The following is a 22000-nucleotide window of genomic DNA, read 5'->3' as shown; positions in this document are numbered from 1 at the left end:
ATCCGGCCTTGCCGGTTGCCCCGTCGATCCGGAAGTCGATCCTCCGGCCTGATCCGTCGCCCCTGCGGAACTCAAAATACCCAACCCCATTATCCGCAACTGCAAACACTATCGGCGCGCGCGAGTTTTGCAAGCGCGGCAACTTTCGAGAGAAGGCGCCAAATCCCTCTGGAACGCCACGGCCGGTTCCGATAAGCGAAGGCATGCGCTATTCCGTCGTGTCCAGAGCCGTCGCAGCCCTCGTTCTCGTCCTTGCAGCCGTCATGCCGGCCGGCGCGGGCGATCCGCCGCGCCTGTCCGATCCGAACAGTCGTATCGCGCCGACGGATCTCACGGGTCTTTTGCGGCTGCGTTTCCTGACCACGCTCGATTTTCCGCCTTTCAATTTCGCTGATCCGCAGCGCCGCCCGACCGGTTTCAATGTCGAGATCGTAAGGGCGATCTGCGCCGAACTCGGCATCGAGGCAAAATGCGAAATCCAGGCGATGCCCTGGGAGGAGCTCGACCTCGCGCTGGACGGACTGCGCGGCGAGGCGATCATCGCCGGCCACGGCATCAGCACGCAATTGCGCGCCAATCGCGTTGTCTCTCGGCCCTATTTCAAATTTCCGGCGCGTTTCGTCGCGCGATCCGATTTCCGGGCGCCGACCACGGACATGTACTCGCTCGCGCGCGACCGGAAGGTCGCGGTGGTGGCGGGAAGCGCCCATGCCGAGATGCTGAAATCCTGGTTCCGCGAAGCCGTGCCGGTCGAGGTCCAGGACGAGGCGGCGGCTTACACGGCGCTTCAAAGGGAAGAAGTCGAACTGGTGTTCGGCGATGGCGTGGCGCTCTCGTTCTGGCTTGCCTCGCTGAGCGCGGGATCGTGCTGCAGCTTCGTATCCGGGCCGTTCCTGTCGGATCGCTATCTTGGCCCCGGCATGGCCATCGTCATGCGCAAGGACAGCGCGCCGGTCATGACGGCGCTGAATGCCGCGCTCAACGCCATCGAGGAAAAAGGCGTCTACCGCGAAATCTACCAGCGCTATTTCCCGCTCGATCCCTTCGCCGACGGAATCGGCGCGCCGACGCTACCGTCGGACGAAGGGCAGGCGCAAAGCCCAGAGCAATCCGGCTGACATCGGCCCGCGATATTCCTTCAGTCCGATTTCCATGTCCTCGTGCCCCAGCTTTGGCTGCGCGATGTAGGTGCCGAACAATCGGTCCCAGAACGGGAAGTTGAAACCGTAATTGGAATCGGTCTCGCGCGGCGTCGACGAGTGATGCACGCGGTGCATGTCCGGCGTGACGATCGCCCTGCGCAGCCATCGGTCGATCGGCTGCGGCAGGTTGATGTTGGAATGGTTGAACATCGCCGTCCCGTTCAGGACGATCTCGAAAAGCAGCACGGAGAGCACCGGCGCGCCGAGCGCGATCACGATGCCCGCCTTCCAGAACATCGACAGCACGATCTCGATCGGATGAAAGCGCAACGCAGTCGTCACGTCGAACCCGTTATCGGCATGGTGCATGCGGTGGATGCGCCACAGGATCGGAATTTTGTGGCTGGCGACATGCTCCAGCCAGACGGCGAAATCGAGAATTACGAAGGCGAGAATGCCGGCAACGAGCGGCGGCATGCCTATGGCCGGAAACAGGCCCCAGCCCTTTTCCTGCGCGAAGATCGCGGTGCCGACCGCCGCGGCGGGAAAGATAATCCTCAGCGCCACCGACGACAGCACGACGACGGAGAGATTGGTGAACCAGCGCTTCGACTTCCAGGCGCCTTTCATCTCCTCGCGTTCGAGGCGCGGCGACCACAATTCGAAGATCGCCATCGAAACGAAAATCGTCAGGAAGGCCGCCAGCCGGATGCTTGCTTCGGAAATTTCCATCGCCCTATCGTGCTTTCGTGATGCGCCGGTCCCTGATCGGACGGCGGCGCATCAACAGCAAGTCAATTCCGCGTCAGGGCAGGCGGAAGCGTGCCCGGGCGGAACGCTCGATGGCCGCGGAGACGAGGTTGTCCAGATCCAGTTCGTCTCGAAGGATCTGCAGGAACCGCAGTTCCTCCTGCTCGGCATGCAGGTCCGCCGAGGCTATTTCCACGGCTACCGCATAGGCCGTGTCGTAGAGACGCTCCGGCAGGCTCGATTTGACCATGGCGAGAATCTGGTCGAGCCCCGATGGCTCGTTGATGATCGCCGTGCAGCGATTGGCGGCTTCGACGAGCTGGTCGCGCGTGAAACCGTCGAAGATCGGCAGCGTGTCGACCGTGTTGCCGATCCGCGCGAGTTCGCGCTCGGAAAGCGTCGTGTCGGCGGCGGCCATCGTGACCATGATAAAGGCCAGCGCTTCTGGTTGAGAGAGTGTGCTCATCGAATTCCCCGTGGCGTGTCGGGCCAACAGGTAGTCGCGCATGCTTGGCTTCGCAAGCCGGAGACTGTAAAGGCAGGCGGACAAATGGCCGCGCGGTGCTGACCGCGGACCGTGAAACCACCCGACGATCAGGACGAAAAAGAAATGAGCGCCAATCCGGCCTTGCCCCAACTCGAATTTTCACCGGAGCTTCTGGAAGCCGCCGGCAAGACCAAGGCCTGGCCTTTCGAGGAAGCGCGCAAGATCGTCAAACGCTATGAGAAGTCCGGATTTCCGGATGTCGTCCTGTTCGAGACGGGTTACGGCCCGTCGGGCCTGCCGCATATCGGCACTTTCGGCGAGGTGGCCCGCACGACCATGGTTCGCACCGCCTTCCGCGTGCTAACGGAGGACAAGGTCGCGACCAAGCTTCTCTGCTTCTCCGACGACATGGACGGCATGCGCAAGATCCCGGACAACGTGCCGGACCGGTCCTTCCTGGAGCCGCATCTTCACAAGCCGCTGACCGCGGTGCCGAACCCGTTCGGCGGCGATTTCGAGAGTTTCGGCCATCACAACAACGCGATGCTGCGCCGTTTCCTCGACACGTTCGGCTTCGACTACGAGTTCGCAAGCGCAACCGAATATTACAAATCGGGCCGCTTCGACGCGATCATCCAGCGCGTCGCCGAGCGCTATGACGCGGTCATGGACATCATGCTGCCGACGCTCGGCGAGGAGCGCCGCGCGACCTATTCGCCTTTCCTGCCGATCTCGCCGAAGACCGGCCGGGTGCTCTACGTGCCGATGAAGGCTGTTGATTCCGGGGCCGGCACGATCACCTATGTGGACGAGGACGGCGAGGAGATGACGCAAGCCATCACGGGCGGCCAGGTCAAGCTGCAGTGGAAACCGGATTTCGGCGCCCGCTGGGCCGCGCTCGGCGTCGATTTCGAGATGTTCGGCAAGGATCACGGCCCCAACATGCCGGTCTATGACCGTATTTGCTCGGCACTTGGCGGCCGTCCGCCGGAGCACTACGTCTACGAACTCTTCCTCGACCAGAATGGCGAGAAGATCTCCAAGTCGCGCGGCAACGGCCTGACCATCGACGAATGGCTGACCTACGCGCCGACCGAGAGCCTCGCGCTCTACATGTTCCAGAAGCCGCGCACCGCCAAGCGCCTCTATTTCGACGTCATTCCCAAGGCGGTCGACGAGTATTTTTCCTTCCTCGGCGCCTATGGGCGGCAGGACGCGGCGGGCCAACTGAACAATCCGGTCTGGCACATCCATTCCGGGCAACCGCCTGCGGCCGACATGCCGGTGCCGTTCTCCATGCTGCTCAACCTCGTCAGTGCATCGAACGCACACGACAAGGACGTGCTTTGGGGCTTCATCTCGCGCTATGCGCCGGGCGTGACCGCGGAGACCCATCCGAAGCTCGACGAACTGGTCGGTTACGCGATCCGCTACTTCGACGACTTCGTCAAACCGACCAAGACGTTCCGTGCGCCCGACGATACGGAACGCGAGGCGCTGGCCATGCTGGTCGCGGCGTTCGAAGCGCTGCCGGCGGACGCCGACGGCGCGGCGATCCAGGATGCCGCCCTCGATGTCGCGCGCGGTTTCGAGCGCTACCAGGATCCGTCGAAAAAGGGTCCCGACGGCGGCCCTGCGGTGACCGGCGACTGGTTCCAGATGCTGTACCAGGTCCTGCTCGGGCAGGAGCGCGGCCCGCGCTTCGGCTCGTTTGCGGCTCTCTACGGCATTTCCAACACTGTCGCCCTCGTCAACAAGGCGCTGGCCGGAGAACTGGCGCTCGAACAGGCCTGACCGCTACTTCTTTTCAAGCAGCAGCGTGCTTTCCTTTTCGAGATTGCCCTTGATGCGCTCCGCCAGTCCGGCGAGGAACAGGGGCAGCACGACCGTGATGACGACATTGTCCTCGGCGACATCGACCGTGCCATTGATGACCTGGCCCATGGCGCGCGCCTCGAAGGCGAGCGTGTCGCCTTCCCAGTGCTGGTCGAGCTTCAGGGCGAAGCCGAGACCGTCCGCGACTTTTCCGAATCCTTCGTCGATCCGGCGATAGGCTTCCTCGCGTCCGAGTTCGTGTGAGATCGTGACTGTGACTGGCTTGGCCATTCGATTATCCGGCTGTTTCAATTGAGGTCATGCAGTCGAGATGGGTTCGATCGCGCCGCGATGCAAATCCCGTCTTCGGCTATTGGCTCGCCCAGATGATCCGGGCCATAAACTCGACATCGGCGGCCGGCAGTTTTCGCGGCGGATGGGCCGGGTTGGCCGACTCCAGTTCGACCATCAGCGAGGATTGCCGCAGCAGCGTCTTCGCCATCACTTCCCCGCCGCGCGTCTTGACGACGACCCTGTCTCCGCGCCGGACCTGTGCTGTCGGTGACACGATGATCGTGTCGCCCTCGCGATAGAGCGGGAGCATGGAGTCGCCGGTGATTTCCAGCGCATAGGCATCGTCCTCGAGGTCCGCGCCGGGAAAGGCCACCATGTCCCAGCCCTGGCCGGCCGGAAATCCCGCATCGTCGAAATAACCGCCTGCGCCGGCCTGCGCCATGCCGATGATCGGCACTTCGCTGAGCGCGATGGCGCGCGGATGCGGCATCGGTGAGGCCGGTTCGGTGTCGGCGGGCGCGCTGTCACCGCGCACCAGCCCCATGAACACGTCCAGCGACGAGCCGGTGGCCTCCATGATCTTGGCGAGCGATTCCGTCGAGGGCCAGCGCGGCCGTCCGTCGGCGGCGAACCGCTTCGACTTGTTGAAGGTGGTGGAATCGAGCCCCGCGCGCTTCGCCAGCCCGGATGGCGAAAGGTCGTTTCGTTCGGCGAGCGCGTCGATGGCGGCCCAGATTCGCTTGTGGGAGAGCATGGCGCTTCCTGATGATTTCAGGAATAAATACCTTTGGCGTCGCCCTCCCGCAAGGGGTGAACGCGCCTCGGGTTACTGCGCCGGACGGGGAACCGGCGCGCGGCCGGCATGCTCGGTCAGCCGGCGATCTCGCCCAGCTTTTCGAGGATCGCTGTCCAGCCGCCCTTGTGATTGTCGCGCGCCTCCTCGCTGGCGAACTTCACCTGCGTGAGTTCCACCTCGGTCGCCTTGTTTCCGGCCGGCGTGAAGTCGAGCGTCACGACGGAGCCGTCGATGGAATGCGGCGATTCCCAGGTGAAGCGGATGCGGCTGTGCGGCGTCACTTCGAGATAGGTGCCGGAATGCGGGATTTCCTGGTCGCCGGCTGCCATGATGATTTCGAAACGCCCGCCCTCGTGGCCGTCGGCCTCGGCTTTCGGCACGGTCATGCCCGCCGCGGGCATCATGAATTTCGCCAGCATCGCGCCGTCCAGCCAGGCATCGAAAACCTTTTCGACGGGGGCGGGGATCGTTTTCTTTAGGGTCAGGGACAGTTCACTCATCTCGATCGTTTCCTTCTTCGAGCAACTCACCAAGGCGCTCCAGCCGCAGCTCCCAGATCGAGCGGAGTTGCCCGAACCAGTCATCGACCGCATGCACCGGATCGAGATCGGCCTCGATCAGATGCACTCGCCCGAGCGTCTTGCGCGTCACCAGTCCTGCGGCCTCCAGCACCTTGATGTGCTTTGAAACCGCGTTCAGTGACATGTCGTAACGCCCGGCCAGTTCCGTCACCCGAAGCGGTCCCTCCTGCACCAGAGTGGTGAGAAGGGACCGCCGGGTCTGGTCGCTCACCGCTTTCAGGATCTCCGAAAGGCGATGCTCCTGCGAATGTTCACCCATTTGGTTGAATAACCTTCTCTGATTTTATTGTCAACTAAATGGTTGAATATAAGATTCGCCGGGAACCGGCAAGCCGCGTCTCGTGTCGCTTGACATTGCAGTGCACAAAGCCGATATGCCGTATGTGAAAGCGATTTGGCTGCCGCGTGAGCAGCCCGTACCGTCTCAACGACATTTCTGTTCGTCAGGTGCAAAACGCATTTCCTTCCGGCCGCAAAGCCAGGCGCCGGATTTTCCAACAGGTTCCCATTTCACGCGGGGTGCTGACGATCCGCTGATCCACAGGACACTTCGGTCCGGGATAGCAGTTGGATCGCAAACCTCATGACGCGCCCATCCGCGTAAGGCGGACGGGACGCGTGTGTTTTTGCATGTGCGTGGGCAACTCCGCGCGCCAATGCCACGAAAGGCATGACTTTGACTGACTTTTCCAATCTCGGACTTTCCGAACGTATTCTCCACTCTGTCGAGGCCGCGGGTTACACCTCGCCGACGCCGATCCAGGAAGCTGCGATCCCGGCCGTGCTCGCGGGCCACGACATCATGGGCCTCGCCCAGACCGGCACCGGCAAGACGGCCGCCTTCGGCCTGCCGCTGATCGAGAAGCTTCTCGCCGATCCGCAGAAGCCCTTTCCGAAAAGCGCGCGTGCGCTGATCCTCGCCCCGACCCGCGAACTCGCCAACCAGATCACCGCGAACCTTCGCGGCTTTGTGAAACGGTCGAAACTCCAGATCGCCACCGTCGTCGGCGGCCAGTCGATCAACGTCCAGATCCGCGATCTTCACCGCGGCAAGGATATCATCGTCGCCACGCCGGGCCGCCTCATCGACCTTATGGAGCGCAAAGCCGTGATCCTGGCCCAGACCCACTTCCTCGTCCTCGACGAGGCCGACCAGATGCTTGATCTCGGTTTCATCCATTCGCTTCGCCAGATCGCCAAGGTTCTGCCGAAGGAGCGTCAGACACTGCTCTTCTCCGCGACGATGCCCAAGGAGATCGAAAGCCTGTCGAAGACCTATCTGAACGATCCGGTCCGCATCGAGGTGACCCCGCCCGGCAAGGCCGCCGACAAGATCGACCAGTCGGTGCATTTTGTTTCCCAGCGCGGCAAGACCGATCTCCTGAAGAAACAGCTCTCCGAACGTGCCGACGATCTCTCGCTCGTCTTCGCGCGCACCAAGCACGGCGCCGAAAAGCTGATGAAGCACCTCGTCGCCAACGGTTTCTCGGCCGCGTCGATCCACGGCAACAAGAGCCAGGGCCAGCGTGATCGCGCCATTCGCGACTTCAAGAGCGGAGACACCCGCATTCTCGTCGCGACCGACGTCGCCGCGCGCGGCATCGACATTCCGGGCGTCAGCCACGTCTACAATTACGACCTGCCGCAGGTCCCGGAAAGCTATGTCCACCGCATCGGCCGCACCGCGCGCGCCGGCGCCGAGGGCAGGGCGGTTTCCTTCTGCGCCGAGGACGAAACCAAGATGCTTCGCGACATCGAGAAGCTGACCGGTATAACCATTACGGTCGCCAGCGGCGAGCATCCGGGCTTTGGCGCCGGCAGCCGCAAGGACGGTGGCGGACGCGGCGGCAATGGCGGCGGCGGTAACCGGGGTTCCGGCGGCGGACGTCCGCAGGGCCAGGGCGAAGCGCGCAAGTCCGACAACCAGAACCGCAAGCGCCCGCATCGCGGCAAGACTGCGACCGGCGAACAGGCGGCCGGTGCGCAGGAACGCCCATCCAGCCGTCCGAAATGGCGCCGCAACCGCAAAAGCCGCGCGGCCTGATCTTGCTCTTGGCGCCTTCCGCAAGCGGATTGGCGCGATCTGCGAGTGCAATGGCGTGATTTACGCCCTATCTCGGCGCTATCGATCCAATCGGAGCGCTGAGATATGACACGCAAATACGAAACGGTCCTCGTCACCGGTGCGTCCTCGGGCATGGGCAAGGACATCGCAAGCCGCCTCCTCGAGGAAGGCTACACGGTTTATGCCGCCGCCCGCAGCGTCGGCAAGATGGACGATCTCGCCGCGCGAGGCGCGATCGTTCTCGCCATGGACATCACGAAGAACGATCAGGTCGAGGCCGCCGTCAACCGCATCCTTGAAGAGCGTGGTGGCGTCGATGTTCTCGTCAACAATGCCGGCTATGGCCAGTACGGCCCGGTCGAGGACACGCCGATCGATACGGCGCGCTACCAGTTCGAAGTCAATCTGTTCGGCCTTGCGCGGCTGACCCAGCTCCTGATCCCGGCGATGCGCGACAGGAACAAGGGGCTGATCGTCAACATTTCCTCCATGGGCGGGAAGATCTTCACGCCGCTCGGTGCGTGGTATCACGCCACGAAATACGCCCTTGAAGGCTGGTCTGACTGCCTGCGCCTCGAACTGAAGGATTTCGGTATCGATGTCGTCATCGTCGAACCGGGCATCATTCGCACCGGCTTTGCCGACGCGCTGACCGAGCGTTTCGCCCTGAAGGAAAACAGCGCCTATGCCGCATTGGCCGAGAAGATGCGCAAGGCAAGCGAGGAATCCTATTCGGGCGGAAGCGGCTCGCCGCCGAGTGTCATCAGCGATGTCGTCGTCGAGGCGATGACCGCTCGTCGGCCGCGCACCCGCTATGCGGCCGGCGCGATGGCGAAGCCGCTGATCTTCCTGCGCTGGCTCGTCAGCGACCGCATCTTCGACAGGCTCGTCATGAGTCAGGTTTCGTGACGCGGCCGTTCGCCATCGATGTCGGCTGGGCGGCGCTGCTCGATCCGCTCGGGATCGATCCGAATGATCTGTTGCGGGCCGCGGCGCTGCCCGCCGACCTTTTCCGCCGCGAGCGTCCCGCGCTCGATCCGGAGAGTTTCTTCCGTCTCTGGCGCACGCTGATGGCGATGATCGACGACCCGGCGCCCGGGCTCGCGCTGGGCCGGTCGGTACCGTCAGACTCCTTCAGCCCGCCGCTCTTCGCGGCGTTCTGCAGTCCCGATCTCAAGGTCGCGATGCAGCGCCTTTCGGTTTTCAAGCCGTTGCTCGGGCCGCTCACGCTCGACGTTGCCGCGAGCGACGACGCGCTGAGCGTCACCTACGCGGCGGAGGACGGACTGCACTTGCCCTCCGAATTCGTCGCAACCGAGCTTGTCTTCCTCGTCTCCCTCGCGCGCCTTGCGACGCGGGCGGATATCGAGCCGTTGCGTGTCGAGATGACCGAACCGCCGCCTGCCGGCCCCTATGACGCTTACTTCGGCGTGAGGGTCCGAAAGGCGGATCGCAACCGGCTGGTCTTTTCCGCCCGCGATGCGGCGCGCCCGTTTCTTAGCGTCAATCCGGCCATGTATGCGGTCTTCCAGCCGGAACTGCGCACGCGCCTTGAGGAGATGACGCGAGAGGCGCCGCTCGCCGACCGGCTCCGCGCCGCCTTGATGGCGGCCTTGCCCTCCGGGCGAACCGCGATCGGCGATGTCGCGCCGAGGCTCGGCCTCAGCGCGCGCAGCCTGCAGCGAAAGCTCGGCGAGGCGGGCACCAGCTACCAGGCGGAACTGATCGCCTTGCGGACGAGGCTGGCGACGGACTATCTGCGCAACACGGCACATACGAGTTCGGAAATCTCCTACCTTCTCGGCTATGATGATCCGAACTCCTTCGCCCGCGCCTTCCACGGCTGGACCGGAACGACACCGGAAGCCATGCGCAGGGCCGCGCTTTCGGGATCAGCGCATTAGGATTTGACGTCGGCGATCACCGCGAGACAGTCCCCGGCCTTGACGAGACCGGGGAAGTGGCGCGCGGTGAGCAGGCCGCCGCGTCTGGCACGATATTCGAGCGGCGGCTTGCCGCTTCGGTCGACCGGCCAGATCCGGGCAAGGCAATCGCCGGCTTCCAGCGTATCGCCGAGATCGGCGCAGGGCTCGATCATCCCGTCATCACTCGCGAAGACGAAACAGTCGTCATGCGTCATGTCGAGTTCGATGCTCGGTCCCGTTTCAAGTTCACCGGAAAGAATGCCGGCATGGATCAGCACGTTGCGAGCGCCCTTGCGCGCGATCGCGACGGATTTCGCGGTCGCCGTGCCGCCGCCGCCGAGTTCCGTCGTCACGAACACCTTGCCCTGGTCTTCGACCGTCGTGTCGTACATGCCGACATTGTCGATCTCGCGCATGGTCATCGAATAGGGCGCGTTGAACGCTTCCATCGCTGCCACGCAGGCATGCTGCTGCATCGCGTCGTCGAGGATATGGGCGGCGGCAAACGGCAGGAAATCGAGCGTCTTTCCGCCGGAGTGGAAATCGAGAACGATATCCGCATGCGGCACCAAAACGGTGGTGAAATAGTCCGCGATCTTCTCGGTCACGGTGCCGCCGGGCCTGCCCGGAAAGAGCCGGTTGAGATTGCCCCGGTCGATCGGCGACGTGCGCGTTCCCGCCCGAAAAGCCGGATAGTTGAAGAACGGCACGATGATGACGCGGCCGGTAATGTTCTCCGGCTTGAGCGTCGCCGCCAGTTCCTGCAGCGCGATGGGGCCTTCATATTCGTCGCCGTGATTGGCGCCGGTCATCAGCGCCGTCGGTCCGTCGCCGTTCTTGACGATGGTAATCGGGACCATCACCGAGCCCCAGGCGGAATCGTCGCGGCTGTAGGGCAGGCGCAGGAAGCCGTGATGCGCGCCGTCATCGTCGAACGGAATTGTTGGCACGATCGGATTGGCAGTCACGGTCTCAGCCCTTCACGAAGAGTTCGCGCGGCGTCGTGCACAAGCACTCGACGCCGGTTTCGGTGATCAGGATCGGCTCGGTGATCTCCAGCCCGCCATCGTCCAGCCAGAGCGCGGGCATGAAGTGGAACGTCATGCCCGGCTTCAGCACCGATTTGTCGCCGCGCCGGAAGCTCATCGTGCGCTCGCCCCAGTCGGGCGGGTAGGAAACGCCAATGGCGTAACCGCAGCGATTGTCCTTGACGAAGCCGAACTTGTTCAGCGTCGCGTTGAAGGCGTTTGCGATGTCCTCGCAGCGATTGCCGGGCTTCGCCTGTTCGAGCCCCGCCTCGACCGCTTCCAGCACCGCCTTTTCCGCATCGAGATACTTCTGCGGCGGCTTGCCGATGAACAGCGTGCGCGACTGCGGGCACTGGTAACGCAGATGCGCGCCGGCGATCTCGAAGAAGGTGCTCTCGTTGTTCTGGAGCGGGTAGTCGTCCCAGGTCAGGTGTGGCGCGGTGGCGTCCATGCCCGATGGCGCCATCGGCACGATGGCCGTGTAGTCGCCCCAATGGCCGTCGGCCCCCATAATGCCCGTCCGGTAGATTTCGGCCACCAGCTCGTTCTTCGGCATGCCGGGCTCCGCCTTCTCGACGATCGCCTTGTGCATCGCCTCGACGATGCGCGCGGCCCGGCGCATGTATTCGAGTTCCTTTTCGCTCTTGATCGCGCGCTGCCAGTTGACGAGCCCCGTCGTGTCTACGAATTGCGCCTCGGGCAGGTTGCCCGTCAGCGATTGATGCGCGGCGGCCGAGTAATAGTAATTGTCCAGCTCCACGCCGATCCGGCCCTTGTCCCAGCCGCGTTCCTTGAGCAGCGCTGCGAGGGTTTCCATCGGATGCTTTTCGGGATTCTGGACGTAGCTGTCCTCGTAGCCGACGATATTTTCGTCATCCATCGTCACGGTGCGCTTTGCGCCGAGCGCGTCGATGCCGCGCCCCCACCAGACGGGATCGCCCTCCATCGCAAGCAGCGCCGCCTGGTGCGTGTAGAACGACCAGCCGTCATAGCCGGTGACGTAGTGCATGTTCGACGGATCGGAGATCACGAGTAGGTCGAGGCCCTTCTCCGCCATGACGGATCGGATTCGCTCGATGCGTTGCCGGTATTCCTCCGGCGTGAAATCGCGTCTCGGTTCGGCCATGCCCGCTCTCCGCTTGTCGTCTCTGCCTGACGCGCAAACAGGCGGCACCGCGTCTGGATCGTCAAGAAAATTTTCCGCGCCGCAACGTCCCCGTATTGTTGACGAAATCCGACACGGCGCTTGTCGCCGGGCGGCATCGCCGCGTATGAATCCCGACACCGGACATGCCGTCCGGCACCCGGCGAAACAGGAACGGCGCGATGCTCAAGCTCGACGAAAGGGATATCAGGATTCTCTCCATCCTGTCGCGCGAGGGGCGTATCTCCAAGACCGAGCTGGCGCGCCGGATCAACCTGTCACCGACGCCCTGCTGGGACCGCCTGAAACGGCTCGAAAAGGCCGGCATCATCGAGGGATACCGGGCTGGCATATCCCTGAAATCCGTTGCGTCGCATGTAGTTGTCTTTGTTCTGGTGGAACTGGAAAGCCATCGCACGGAAGACTTTCAGGCCTTCGAGACCGCGGTCACCCGCTATGACGAGATCGTCGCCTGCTGGGCGCTCGGCGGCGGCTATGACTACCTGATGCAGGTGGTCGCACGAGACATCGATTCCTACCAGCGGCTGATCGACGACATGCTGGAGCGCAAGGCGGCCATGGCGCGCTATTTCACCTACATCGTCACCAAGGAGGTGAAGGCCCCGGGCACGCTGCCGCTCGAATTGCTGCTGGGCGCCGGGGAGTGAATTCCGCTGTTTCGCGGCCGATAAAAAGAAAAATCCTCTTGCTCCGTTTCCGGCTTCGGAGGCTTCCTCGCCGGGCAGGCTGATAGGCTTGGCGCCTAACCCGAAGGAGCCGCGCCATGGCCGACCTCGCCAAACGAACCGATTCGCCGCTTGACCTCGCCGACCGCCGCCTGATGCGGTCGCTCGCCTATGTCGGCGGGCAGTGGACTGCCGGCCGCGACGGCGTCTCCGTACCGGTGACCGATCCGGCGGACGGCGCGCTGCTGGCGGAAGTCGCGCGGATCGACACGGATGGCGCGACGGCGGCTGTCGATGTGGCGGATGCGGCCTTTCCAGCCTGGGCGGGCCTGCTGCCGCAGGAAAGGTCGAAGATCCTCCGGCGCTGGTTCGATCTGATGATCGAGAACCGCGAAGACCTCGCCGTCCTCATGACGGCGGAGCAGGGCAAGCCGATTTCCGAATCCCGGGGCGAGATCGACTATGCTGCCTCCTTCGTGGAATTCTATGCCGAGGAGGCCAAGCGTCCGAACATCGAGGGCGTGACCTCGCATCTGGGCGATGCCGAGGTGGAGGTCTGGCGCGAACCGCTGGGCGTCGCCGCCCTCGTCACGCCGTGGAACTTCCCGTCGGCCATGATCACCCGCAAGGCCGCCGCGGCGCTCGCCGCCGGCTGCACGGTGATCGTCCATCCGTCGATCGAGACGCCGCTCTCGGCGCTGGCCTTGGCGGAACTCGGCGAACGCGCCGGGCTTCCGGCCGGCGTCTTCAACGTCGTCACCGGCGATGCGCCCGAGATCGTCGGCGCATGGATGGCGGACAAACGGGTGCGGGCCCTGTCCTTCACCGGGTCTACCGAAATCGGCAAGCTGCTCTACCGCCAGGGCGCTGACACGGTGAAGCGCCTCGTTCTCGAACTGGGCGGCCATGCGCCCTTCCTCGTTTTCGCCGACGCCGATCTCGACCAGGCCGTCGACGAGGCGGTGAAGGCGAAGTTCGCCACCTCCGGACAGGACTGCCTTGGCGCCAACCGCTTCTTCGTCGAACGTCCAATCCATGACGCGTTCTGCAAGGCATTCACCGAACGGACGAAGGCGCTTTCCGTCGGTCGCGGCGCGGAGGACCCGGATATCGGCCCGCTGATGAACGAAGCCGCCGTGAGAAAGCAGGAGGAACACGTCGCCGACGCGCTTGCCAAAGGCGCGAAGCTTCTGGCCGGCGGCAAGCGTCACGCCGCCGGGCCGCTTTTCTTCGAACCGACCATATTGGTCGATGTGCCGGCGGACGCCCTTATCATGCACGAGGAGACCTTCGGACCGGTCGCTGCCGTTTGCGCCTTCGACGGCGAGGCGGAGGCGCTGCGCCGCGCCAATGACACCGAATACGGCCTTGTCGCCTATCTCCACACCCAGGATCCGCGTCGCATTTACCGCGCCTCGCGCGCGCTGCAATTCGGCATGGTGGCCGTCAACCGGACCAAGGTCACCGGTGCGCCGATCCCCTTCGGCGGGATGAAGCAGTCCGGTCTCGGCCGCGAAGGATCGCGGATCGGGATGGAGGCCTTCACCGAAGTCAAATATGTGTGCCGCGACTGGGCATGAAACCGGAACGTGAAAAAGGAATGAGACCATGCTGAGAAACGATCTTCTGGAACAGTGGGACCGGGAACACTTCTTCCATCCCTCGACCCACCTGGCGCAGTTCGCGCGCGGCGAGATGCCGAACCGCATCGTCACCGGCGGCGAGGGCGTCTTCATCGAGGATCGTGACGGCAATCGCCTGCTCGACGGGTTCGCCGGTCTCTACTGCGTCAATATCGGCTATGGCCGCCAGGAGGTCGCCGAAGCCATCGCGGCGCAGGCAAGGGAACTCGCCTATTATCACTCCTATGTCGGCCACGGCACGGAAGCGTCCATCACCCTGTCGAAGATGATCATCGACCGCGCGCCGGCAAATATGAGCCGCGTCTATTATGGTCTCGGCGGGTCGGACGCCAACGAGACCAACGTCAAGCTGGTCTGGTACTACAACAATGTCCTCGGCCGTCCCGAGAAGAAGAAGATCATCTCGCGCTGGCGCGGCTATCACGGGTCCGGCCTGATGACCGGCTCGCTGACCGGTCTCGGCCTCTTCCACAAGCAGTTCGACCTGCCGCTGCCGCAGGTCGTCCACACCGAGGCGCCCTATTACTACCGCCGCAAGGACGATGCGATGAGCGAGGAGGAGTTCTCCGACCATTGCGCCGCCGAACTCGACGCGCTGATCGAGCGGGAAGGCCCGGAAACGGTCGCCGCCTTCATCGGCGAGCCGGTGCTCGGCACAGGCGGCATCGTGCCGCCGCCCGCCGGCTACTGGGAGAAGATCCAGGCCGTCCTGAAAAAGCATGACGTGTTGCTGATCGCCGACGAGGTCGTGACCGGCTTCGGCCGCCTCGGCACGATGTTCGGTTCCGCCCATTACGGCATCGAGCCGGACATCATCACCATCGCCAAGGGGCTGACCTCGGCCTACGCGCCGCTTTCCGGTTCGATTGTTTCCGAAAAGCTCTGGAGCGTTCTGGAGCAGGGCACCGACACATTCGGCGCCATCGGCCATGGCTGGACCTATTCGGCGCACCCGATCGGCGCGGCGGCCGCCGTCGCCAATCTCAAGCTGATCGACGAGATGGGTCTCGTCGCGAACGCCGGCAATGTGGGTGCCTATCTGAACGCGAAAATGACCGAGGCGGTCGGCGATCATCCGAATGTCGGCGAGGTCCGCGGCGAGGGGATGCTGTGCGCCGTCGAACTGGTCGCCGACAAGGCGAACCGCACCTTCTTCGAGCCCGCCGGCAAGCTCGGTCCGGTCGTCGTGGCCGCCATGCTGAAACGCGGCGTCATCGCCCGCGCCATGCCGGAAGGCGACATCATCGGCTTCGCCCCGCCGCTCTGTCTCTCCGAGGATGAGGCCGACACGATCGTCAAGGTCACGAAGGAAGCCGTCGAGGAAGCCTGCGCGGCGCTCTGAGGACAGCCCTACCGCTCGTCCGCGAGCGATGCGAGGTCCTTGAAAATCGGGGTTCCGGCCGTCAGGCCGGAGCTCCGGTCACGGCCCCTTCTGGCCGCGTTCGCGCCAGATGACGTACAGGCCGCTGGCGATGATGACGGCCGCGCCGAGAAAGGTCGGCCCGTCAGGAATTTCACTCCAGATCAGCCATCCGAAGGTCGTCGCCCAGACAAGGCCGGTATAGTCCAGCGGCGCGACGATCGCGGCCGGCGCAAGACGAAACGCCTGCGTCATCATCGTCATGCCCGCCGTTCCGAAAAGGGCGATCGCCGCGAAGAACGGGAGGTCGTCCGGGCTGATCGGGCTCCAGACAAAGGGCGCGACGATTGCGCTGAGAAGAGCGCTGGCGCCCGTCAGATAAAGCAGCATCGTCCAGACGCTTTCTCGGGCGTCGACCCATCGGGCGCTCAGCATCAGCAGGGCGTAGATGAAGGCGGTCGATACCGGCAGCAGGGAGACGGTCTCGAACGCCGCGGTCCCCGGGCGAATGACGATCAGCACACCGAGAAACCCGGCGCAGACGGCGAGCCACCGGCGGGGCCCGACCCGCTCACGCAGGAAAAGCGCGGACATCGCCGTGATGAACAGCGGCGCGACAAAGATGAGCGCGGTCGCCTCGGCGAGGTCCAGATGGATGAAGCTCGTGAAGAACATGATCGTCGCCACGATCCAGAGGAAGCCGCGCAGAAAATGCGCGGCCGGCTTGCGGGAGGGCAGCGCGCCGATCCCGCCCATCCGGACGGTGAGTGCGATGGCGAAGGGCAGGGCGATGACGTTGCGCAGGAACAGGATCTGCAACGGAGAATAGTCCGCGAGCAGGAACTTCGCGAGCGCGTCGTTCGCACTGAGGCAGGCGACACCGGCGCACATCATCACGATCCCCGCGATCGTTCTGTCCCGCGATTTTCCCGCTTCGTGCTGCATCCTTGATTCTCCCGGCGGCCGGCCAGAGGCAGGGTAGGTTTTGACGGAGCGGCTGTAAAATATATAAGACAGCCGCAATAAATCTGGAAAATATATCAATGGTTGCCGATATCGATCTTCGCCAGATCAGGCAGTTCGTGACGCTCGCAGAGGAGCTTCATTTCGGCCGGGCAGCCGAACGGCTGCACATGACCCAGCCGCCGCTGAGCATGGCGATCCGCGCGCTGGAAGACGCGCTCGGCGTGCAACTGTTTCATCGCACGCGCCGAAGCGTGGCGCTGACGCCGGCGGGAGAGATCTGGCTCGGCCATGCGCGTCGGCTGCTTGCAGAAGCGGAGCGCCTTCCATCCTTCGCGCAGCGCGCGGCCCGTGGCGAACTCGGCCAGCTGCGGCTCGCCTTTGTGAGCATCGCCAGCTACGCCCTTTTGCCCGATCTCGTCTGCCGTTTTCGCGCCGCCTTTCCGGATGTCCGCGTCGAACTGCGCGAGGCGACGAGTGACGTGCAGTTCGAGGCGTTGTCGAAAGGCGAGATAGATGCCGGTATCATCATCCGGCCCAATGAGGATTTCCGGCCGTCGGTGTCCCATCGCCCTCTTCCGGGCGAACCGCTGGTGGCTGTCGTCCCCGAAGGTTGGGCTTGCGCGCGGCAGACCGTTTCCTTCGAAGAGATCGCCGAACACCCGCTGATCTTCTTTCCGCGTCACGTCGCGCCGGCCTATTACGACATCGTGTCGGATTATTATGCGCGGCACGGCCGGTCGCTTCGGATCCACCAGGAAGCAATCCAGATGCAGACCATCATCGGTCTCGTGGCCGCCGGTCTCGGCGTCTCGCTGGTGCCCCGCTCGATGACCGCGATGAGCCGGCAGGGCGCCCGCTACCTGGCGCTTGAGAACCCGCCGCCGCCCGTCGAGGTCTGCATGATCTGGAAGGACGGCGAGGACCAGCCCGCGCTGCAATCCTTCCTGGCGCTGCTGGACCGCGACGGCCCGTAAATGGCGACGATCCGTACCGGCGAAGCTAGAGCGATTTCATCAGCAGGACCCAGTTTTCCATGCCGGTATCCCATTGCTCCTTTACGCAAGGCGCGCTGGCCGTTTCCTCGTATCCGTGCCGTTCGTAAAGGCGGCGCGCGCCGGTGTTGGTGTCGGCGACGATGACGCTCATGCGGGTCAGCCCTTCTGCGCGCCCGATCCTGTCCGCGATCTCGAGAAGCGCGGCGCCGATCCCCTGTCCGCGAAATTGCGGATAGCAGGCCAGAACGTTGACATACCAGCTGTCCGGCGCCTGGTTTTCCAGTTCCTGCAGCGGCCGGAACAGCGCGGGAAAATCGTCCCCGATGGGCTCCGGCCCGGGGCCGATCGCGTAGCCCGTCAGGCTGGCGACCGCGCCGTCACCGCGATCCGCGACGACGATCTGGCCCTCGCGCGCCTTCGCCTCCTGCCGTGCCCGACCGACGGCCCACGGGTCCTGCCCGTCCTCCGCCAGCCCCTGCCACAGATAAAGCGGCAGACCTTCCCCGGCGAAATTGACGAGGTCCGCCAGTTGCGGCGCGTCGGCCTCGGTGGCGAGGCGGAAAGGGGGATCGAGCGGGATCATGGCGTTACCCTGTCGTTGAGGTCTCGTGCGCCGCAGCGTGCGGCCGACACAGCTTGCCGGATTGGGTTTTCCGGTCAAGCCCGGGATAAAGCGCAGACTTCGCCCTACTGCCTTCACCATACCGGGAAAGGGGTCTATAGCGTGCGGCGAAATCCGCATATGCGGACATCTTGCATAAGGAGTTGAGGGCATGAACGCAGCGACGTCACCGGTGGATCCCGATGGGCTGATGGAGTTCTCGGTGGTCTTCACCGACCGGTCCCTCAATCACATGTCGAAACAGTTCCAGGGCGTCATGAACGACCTCTACGCCATGCTGACGGACGTCTATGGCGCCGAGGCGGCCGTCATCGTGCCCGGCGGCGGCACATCTGCGATGGAATCGGTCGCGCGCCAGTTCGCGACGAATGCCAAGGCGCTTGTCATCCGCAATGGCTGGTTCTCCTATCGCTGGACCCAGATCTTCGACATGGGCTCCATTCCCTCAGAGACGGTCGTGGTCAAGGCAAGGCAGACCGGCAACGAGACCACATCGGCTTTCGCGCCGGACAGCGCCGACGCGCTCGCGGCGAAAATCCGCGAAGAGCGCCCGGGCGTCGTCTTCGCGCCGCATGTCGAGACCGCGTCCGGCGTCATCCTGCCCGACGATCATCTCAAGGCCATCGCCGATGCGGCGCACGAGGTCGGCGCGCTGTTCGTGCTCGACTGCGTCGCCTCGGGGGCGATCTGGGTGGACATGAAGGCAACCGGCGTCGACGTGCTGATCTCCGCGCCGCAAAAGGGCTGGAGCGCCTCGCCGGCGGCCGGCCTCGTCATGCTCGGCGCGCGCGCACTGGCCCGGCTCGCCGAGACGAAGAGCACGAGCTTCGCGATGGATCTCGGCAAGTGGCACGACATCATGCAGGCCTATGTCGGCGGCGGCCACGCCTACCACGCGACGATGCCGACCGACGCGCTGGTCGTGCTGCGCGACCGCATGGTCGAGACCCGCGATTTCGGCTTCGAAAACGCCAAGGAAAAGCAGTGGGAACTGGGCAAGAAGGTCCGCGCGCTGCTCGGGGCGAACGGCTACAAGTCGGTCGCCGCACCCGGCTTCGAGGCGCCCGGCGTCGTCGTCAGCTACACGAAGGACCCGGACATCCAGACCGGCAAGAAGTTCCTCGCCGAAGGCATGCAGATCGCCGCCGGCGTCCCCCTGATGTGCGACGAACCCGCCGACTTTCGCACCTTCCGCATCGGCCTGTTCGGGCTGGATAAGCTGGCGGATGTGAATGGGACGGTGGCGCGGCTGGAGGCGGTGTTGGAGAAGGTTGTGGAGGGGTGACCTGACGGCGGGAATGAAGTGTCGCCAATACGCTATTTGGAGGTTTGCCGCGTCGTCTCTCCCACCCGCCGTCATCCTCGGGCTTGACCCGAGGACCCATTCCGTGAAGCTCGAGCGATGGGCGGCTATGTCTACATGCTGGCGAGCAGGAAGGGCGGCACGATCTATATCGGCGTCACCGCCGACCTGTCGCAGCGCGTCTACGACCACAAGCAGCGCATCAACGCGAAGGCCTTCACCTCGCAATACGGCGCGGTCCGGCTCGTCTGGTATGAGGAATATGACGACATCACCGACGCGATCCAGCGCGAGAAGTCGCTTAAGCGCTGGCGGCGACAGTGGAAGATCGAACTGATCGAAACCATGAATCCGGATTGGTCCGAACTATACGGGGGAATGGGGTGGTGAGAGTTCGTCACGATCCCGGCAGTAGGCGAGTTCACGGAATGGGTCCTCGGGTCAAGCCCGAGGATGACGGCTTATGATTTAGCGCCCGGTCCCCCCAAACAATTCCTGCCCAAATCGCACACAACGTGATACTCCGCGCCTTTCAGAGAAAGTGACCATGACGTTGAGTGCCGACCAGAACCGCACATCCCCCTTCGCCGCCATCCATCCGGCCCTTGCCTCCGCCCTCACGGCGAAAGGCTACAGCCAGCTGACGCCGGTCCAGTTGGCGATGACGAGTGGAGACCATGGCGAAGCCGATCTGCTGGTCTCGGCGCAGACCGGCTCGGGCAAGACGGTCGCCTTCGGCATCGCGATCGCATCGACCCTGCTGGGCAGCGCCGAGCGCTTCGACGCGGCCGCGGCGCCGCTCGGCCTGATCATCGCCCCGACGCGCGAGCTCGCCATCCAGGTCCAGCGGGAGCTCGACTGGCTCTATGCTGCGGCACAGGTGAAGATCGCGACCTGCGTGGGCGGCATGGACATGCGCAACGAACGCCGCGCGCTGGGCCGTGGCGCGCATCTCGTCGTCGGCACGCCGGGGCGTCTGCGCGACCACATCACGCGGGGCGCGCTGGACCTGAGCGCCATCCGCGCCGTGGTGCTCGACGAGGCCGACGAGATGCTGGACCTTGGCTTTCGCGACGATCTGGAATTCATCCTCGGCGCAGCGCCGCAGGAGCGCCGGACATTGCTGTTTTCGGCGACCGTGCGGCGCGGCATTGCCGAACTGGCCAGAACCGTGCAGACGGATGCGGTGCGCATCGAAACGACCGCATCCACCGAACAGCACGCGGATATCGAATACCAGCTGATGCTGGTGCGCCGCGACGAGCGCGAACACGCCATCATCAACGCGCTGCTGGACACCGACTCGACGAGCGCGCTGGTGTTCTGCCACACCCGCGAAGCGGTGCGCCATCTGACGGCGCGCCTCGCCAATCGCGGCTTCTCGGTGGTGTCGCTGTCGGGCGAAATGGCGCAGTCGGAGCGCTCGAACGCGCTGCAATCCATGCGCGACGGGCGCGCCCGTGTCTGCGTGGCGACCGATGTCGCGGCGCGCGGCATCGACCTGCCGAACCTCGACCTCGTGGTCCATGCCGACGTGCCGAGCAACCCCGAAACCCTGCTGCACCGCTCCGGGCGGACCGGCCGCGCGGGCCGAAAGGGCGTCTGCGTGCTCATCGTGCCGGAACACAGGCGCGGCGCGGCGCATCGCGTGCTCGCCATGGCGAAGCTGACGGCGACCGTGCGCGCCGCCCCCGGCATTGCAGATATCGAGGCGCGTTACCGCCGCCGGATACTCGATGCCGCCGCCTCGGCCGCCGAGCCTGACGAGACGGAGGCGGAATTCGTCGCCGAATTGCTGGAGCGGGCAGGGCCAGAGCGTATCGCGGCGGCGTTCCTGCGCCAGCAGATGGCCGCCCATCCCGTTCCCGAGGAGCTGTGGCCGCTTCCCCCCGAAGCCTTGCGCGACAAACGCTCTGCCCGCGACCGCAAGGCCGGCGAAGACCAGCCAAGGGTCCGCGAGCCGCGCCCGGACATGCAGGGCGGCGTCTGGTTTACCATCTCGCTCGGCCGCAAGCACCGCGCCGACCCGAAATTCCTGCTGCCGATGATCTGCAACGCCGGCGGCGTGACCAAGCGCGATGTCGGCGCGATCCGGATCGATCCCGCCGAAACCCGTTTCGAAATCTCCGCCGACAAGGCCGAGAGTTTCGCGGAGCGCATCAGCCAGCCCGAGAGTGTCGAAAAAGGCATCATCATCGCCCCGGCCGGCGAAGCGGGCGGCAGGCCGAGGCAGGAGAATCCGAGGGATTCGAAGCCGCGGGATGCGAAGCCACGGGACGCGAAACCGAAATTCAAGAAAGGCGGCAAGCCAGGCTACAAACAGAAAGGCCCGGCGACGGATCGCGGAGAGAAGCCGAAATACAAGGGCAAGAAGCCGAAACGCCCCGCCTGAGCGGGC

The 22000-nt window shown here is 64.4% G+C and carries 22 protein-coding genes; 12 read left to right on the top strand and 10 right to left on the bottom strand.

From position 1 onward, the window contains the following. Positions 1 to 203 precede the first annotated feature (203 nt). Positions 204 to 1118 carry a transporter substrate-binding domain-containing protein gene (locus LC343_RS07365; RefSeq protein ID WP_223476462.1) on the top strand — a complete coding sequence of 305 codons (915 nt, stop codon included), beginning with the start codon at positions 204 to 206 and terminating at the stop codon, positions 1116 to 1118. On the opposite strand, the gene LC343_RS07360 is transcribed toward LC343_RS07365, so the two are convergent. Together LC343_RS07360 and LC343_RS07355 are read right to left on the bottom strand one after the other, a co-directional pair. Further along, entirely contained in the window at positions 1071 to 1874 is an 804-nt protein-coding gene (locus LC343_RS07360; protein ID WP_223476461.1) for a sterol desaturase family protein, read from the bottom strand. The genes LC343_RS07365 and LC343_RS07360 overlap by 48 nt on opposite strands. A gap of 73 nt (positions 1875 to 1947) precedes the next feature. Beyond that, positions 1948 to 2358: a tellurite resistance TerB family protein gene (locus LC343_RS07355; protein WP_223476460.1), complete on the bottom strand. Its 411-nt coding sequence runs from the start codon at positions 2356 to 2358 to the stop codon at positions 1948 to 1950. A 144-nt stretch (positions 2359 to 2502) separates the two neighbouring features. On the opposite strand from LC343_RS07355, the gene LC343_RS07350 reads away from it, so the two are divergent. Continuing rightward, complete coding sequence (locus LC343_RS07350) at positions 2503 to 4173, top strand: lysine--tRNA ligase (protein WP_223476459.1); 1671 nt, start codon at positions 2503 to 2505, stop codon at positions 4171 to 4173. 3 nt (positions 4174 to 4176) lie between these two features. Here LC343_RS07350 and LC343_RS07345 read toward each other — a convergent pair whose 3' ends face one another. From LC343_RS07345 to LC343_RS07330, 4 genes are all read right to left on the bottom strand, one after another. Then, positions 4177 to 4485 carry a polyhydroxyalkanoic acid system family protein gene (locus LC343_RS07345; protein WP_223476458.1) on the bottom strand — a complete coding sequence of 103 codons (309 nt, stop codon included), beginning with the start codon at positions 4483 to 4485 and terminating at the stop codon, positions 4177 to 4179. Positions 4486 to 4564: 79 nt separating this feature from the next. After that, positions 4565 to 5242: a S24 family peptidase gene (locus LC343_RS07340; RefSeq protein ID WP_223476457.1), complete on the bottom strand. Its 678-nt coding sequence runs from the start codon at positions 5240 to 5242 to the stop codon at positions 4565 to 4567. A 116-nt stretch (positions 5243 to 5358) separates the two neighbouring features. Further along, positions 5359 to 5784, bottom strand: a complete 426-nt coding sequence (locus tag LC343_RS07335; protein ID WP_223476456.1) for an SRPBCC family protein — start codon at positions 5782 to 5784, stop codon at positions 5359 to 5361. Then, positions 5777 to 6124, bottom strand: coding sequence for an ArsR/SmtB family transcription factor (locus tag LC343_RS07330; RefSeq protein WP_223476455.1), 348 nt, complete (start codon positions 6122 to 6124; stop codon positions 5777 to 5779). Before LC343_RS07330 ends, LC343_RS07335 begins: the two co-directional genes overlap by 8 nt. 411 nt (positions 6125 to 6535) lie before the next feature. Between LC343_RS07330 and LC343_RS07325 the strand changes: the two genes are divergently transcribed. From LC343_RS07325 to LC343_RS07315, 3 genes are all read left to right on the top strand, one after another. Next, entirely contained in the window at positions 6536 to 7909 is a 1374-nt protein-coding gene (locus LC343_RS07325) for a DEAD/DEAH box helicase (RefSeq protein ID WP_487345354.1), read from the top strand. 105 nt (positions 7910 to 8014) lie between these two features. After that, positions 8015 to 8839, top strand: a complete 825-nt coding sequence (locus LC343_RS07320) for an oxidoreductase (RefSeq protein ID WP_223476454.1) — start codon at positions 8015 to 8017, stop codon at positions 8837 to 8839. Then, entirely contained in the window at positions 8836 to 9834 is a 999-nt protein-coding gene (locus tag LC343_RS07315; RefSeq protein WP_223476453.1) for an AraC family transcriptional regulator, read from the top strand. The genes LC343_RS07320 and LC343_RS07315 overlap by 4 nt, the downstream gene beginning before the upstream one ends. On the opposite strand, the gene doeB is transcribed toward LC343_RS07315, so the two are convergent. After that, a complete protein-coding gene (doeB, locus tag LC343_RS07310) occupies positions 9831 to 10823 on the bottom strand; it encodes a N(2)-acetyl-L-2,4-diaminobutanoate deacetylase DoeB (RefSeq protein WP_223476452.1) in 993 nt (330 codons plus the stop codon). The genes LC343_RS07315 and doeB overlap by 4 nt on opposite strands. 4 nt (positions 10824 to 10827) lie before the next feature. Beyond that, positions 10828 to 12009 carry an ectoine hydrolase DoeA gene (gene doeA / locus LC343_RS07305; RefSeq protein ID WP_223476451.1) on the bottom strand — a complete coding sequence of 394 codons (1182 nt, stop codon included), beginning with the start codon at positions 12007 to 12009 and terminating at the stop codon, positions 10828 to 10830. 200 nt (positions 12010 to 12209) lie between these two features. Here doeA and LC343_RS07300 point away from each other — a divergent pair, with 200 nt between their 5' ends. The 3 genes from LC343_RS07300 to LC343_RS07290 all read left to right on the top strand — a co-directional run bounded on the left by LC343_RS07300 (position 12210) and on the right by LC343_RS07290 (position 15698). Next, on the top strand, positions 12210 to 12695 hold the full coding sequence (locus LC343_RS07300) for an Lrp/AsnC family transcriptional regulator (RefSeq protein WP_223476450.1): 486 nt from the start codon (positions 12210 to 12212) through the stop codon (positions 12693 to 12695). 116 nt (positions 12696 to 12811) lie between these two features. Beyond that, complete coding sequence (locus LC343_RS07295; RefSeq protein WP_223476449.1) at positions 12812 to 14293, top strand: NAD-dependent succinate-semialdehyde dehydrogenase; 1482 nt, start codon at positions 12812 to 12814, stop codon at positions 14291 to 14293. A 28-nt stretch (positions 14294 to 14321) separates the two neighbouring features. Continuing rightward, positions 14322 to 15698, top strand: a complete 1377-nt coding sequence (locus LC343_RS07290; protein ID WP_223476448.1) for an aspartate aminotransferase family protein — start codon at positions 14322 to 14324, stop codon at positions 15696 to 15698. A 78-nt stretch (positions 15699 to 15776) separates the two neighbouring features. On the opposite strand, the gene LC343_RS07285 is transcribed toward LC343_RS07290, so the two are convergent. Beyond that, positions 15777 to 16661 carry a DMT family transporter gene (locus LC343_RS07285; RefSeq protein WP_223476447.1) on the bottom strand — a complete coding sequence of 295 codons (885 nt, stop codon included), beginning with the start codon at positions 16659 to 16661 and terminating at the stop codon, positions 15777 to 15779. A 98-nt stretch (positions 16662 to 16759) separates the two neighbouring features. On the opposite strand from LC343_RS07285, the gene LC343_RS07280 reads away from it, so the two are divergent. Continuing rightward, positions 16760 to 17656: a LysR family transcriptional regulator gene (locus LC343_RS07280; RefSeq protein ID WP_223476446.1), complete on the top strand. Its 897-nt coding sequence runs from the start codon at positions 16760 to 16762 to the stop codon at positions 17654 to 17656. Between the two features lie 25 nt (positions 17657 to 17681). Here LC343_RS07280 and LC343_RS07275 read toward each other — a convergent pair whose 3' ends face one another. Beyond that, on the bottom strand, positions 17682 to 18260 hold the full coding sequence (locus LC343_RS07275) for a GNAT family N-acetyltransferase (protein WP_223476445.1): 579 nt from the start codon (positions 18258 to 18260) through the stop codon (positions 17682 to 17684). A gap of 190 nt (positions 18261 to 18450) precedes the next feature. Here LC343_RS07275 and LC343_RS07270 point away from each other — a divergent pair, with 190 nt between their 5' ends. From LC343_RS07270 to LC343_RS07260, 3 genes are all read left to right on the top strand, one after another. Then, the gene (locus LC343_RS07270; protein ID WP_223476444.1) at positions 18451 to 19584 is read left to right on the top strand and encodes an aminotransferase class V-fold PLP-dependent enzyme; all 1134 of its coding nucleotides are present in this window, start codon (positions 18451 to 18453) and stop codon (positions 19582 to 19584) included. A gap of 117 nt (positions 19585 to 19701) precedes the next feature. Further along, complete coding sequence (locus LC343_RS07265; protein WP_223476443.1) at positions 19702 to 19992, top strand: GIY-YIG nuclease family protein; 291 nt, start codon at positions 19702 to 19704, stop codon at positions 19990 to 19992. A 157-nt stretch (positions 19993 to 20149) separates the two neighbouring features. Further along, positions 20150 to 21994, top strand: a complete 1845-nt coding sequence (locus LC343_RS07260; RefSeq protein ID WP_223476442.1) for a DEAD/DEAH box helicase — start codon at positions 20150 to 20152, stop codon at positions 21992 to 21994. The last annotated feature ends 6 nt before the right edge of the window (positions 21995 to 22000 follow it).

The organism is Oricola indica (genome assembly GCF_019966595.1).
Lineage (GTDB): Bacteria > Pseudomonadota > Alphaproteobacteria > Rhizobiales > Rhizobiaceae > Oricola > Oricola indica.
This window is presented reverse-complemented; position numbering and strand designations above follow the sequence as displayed.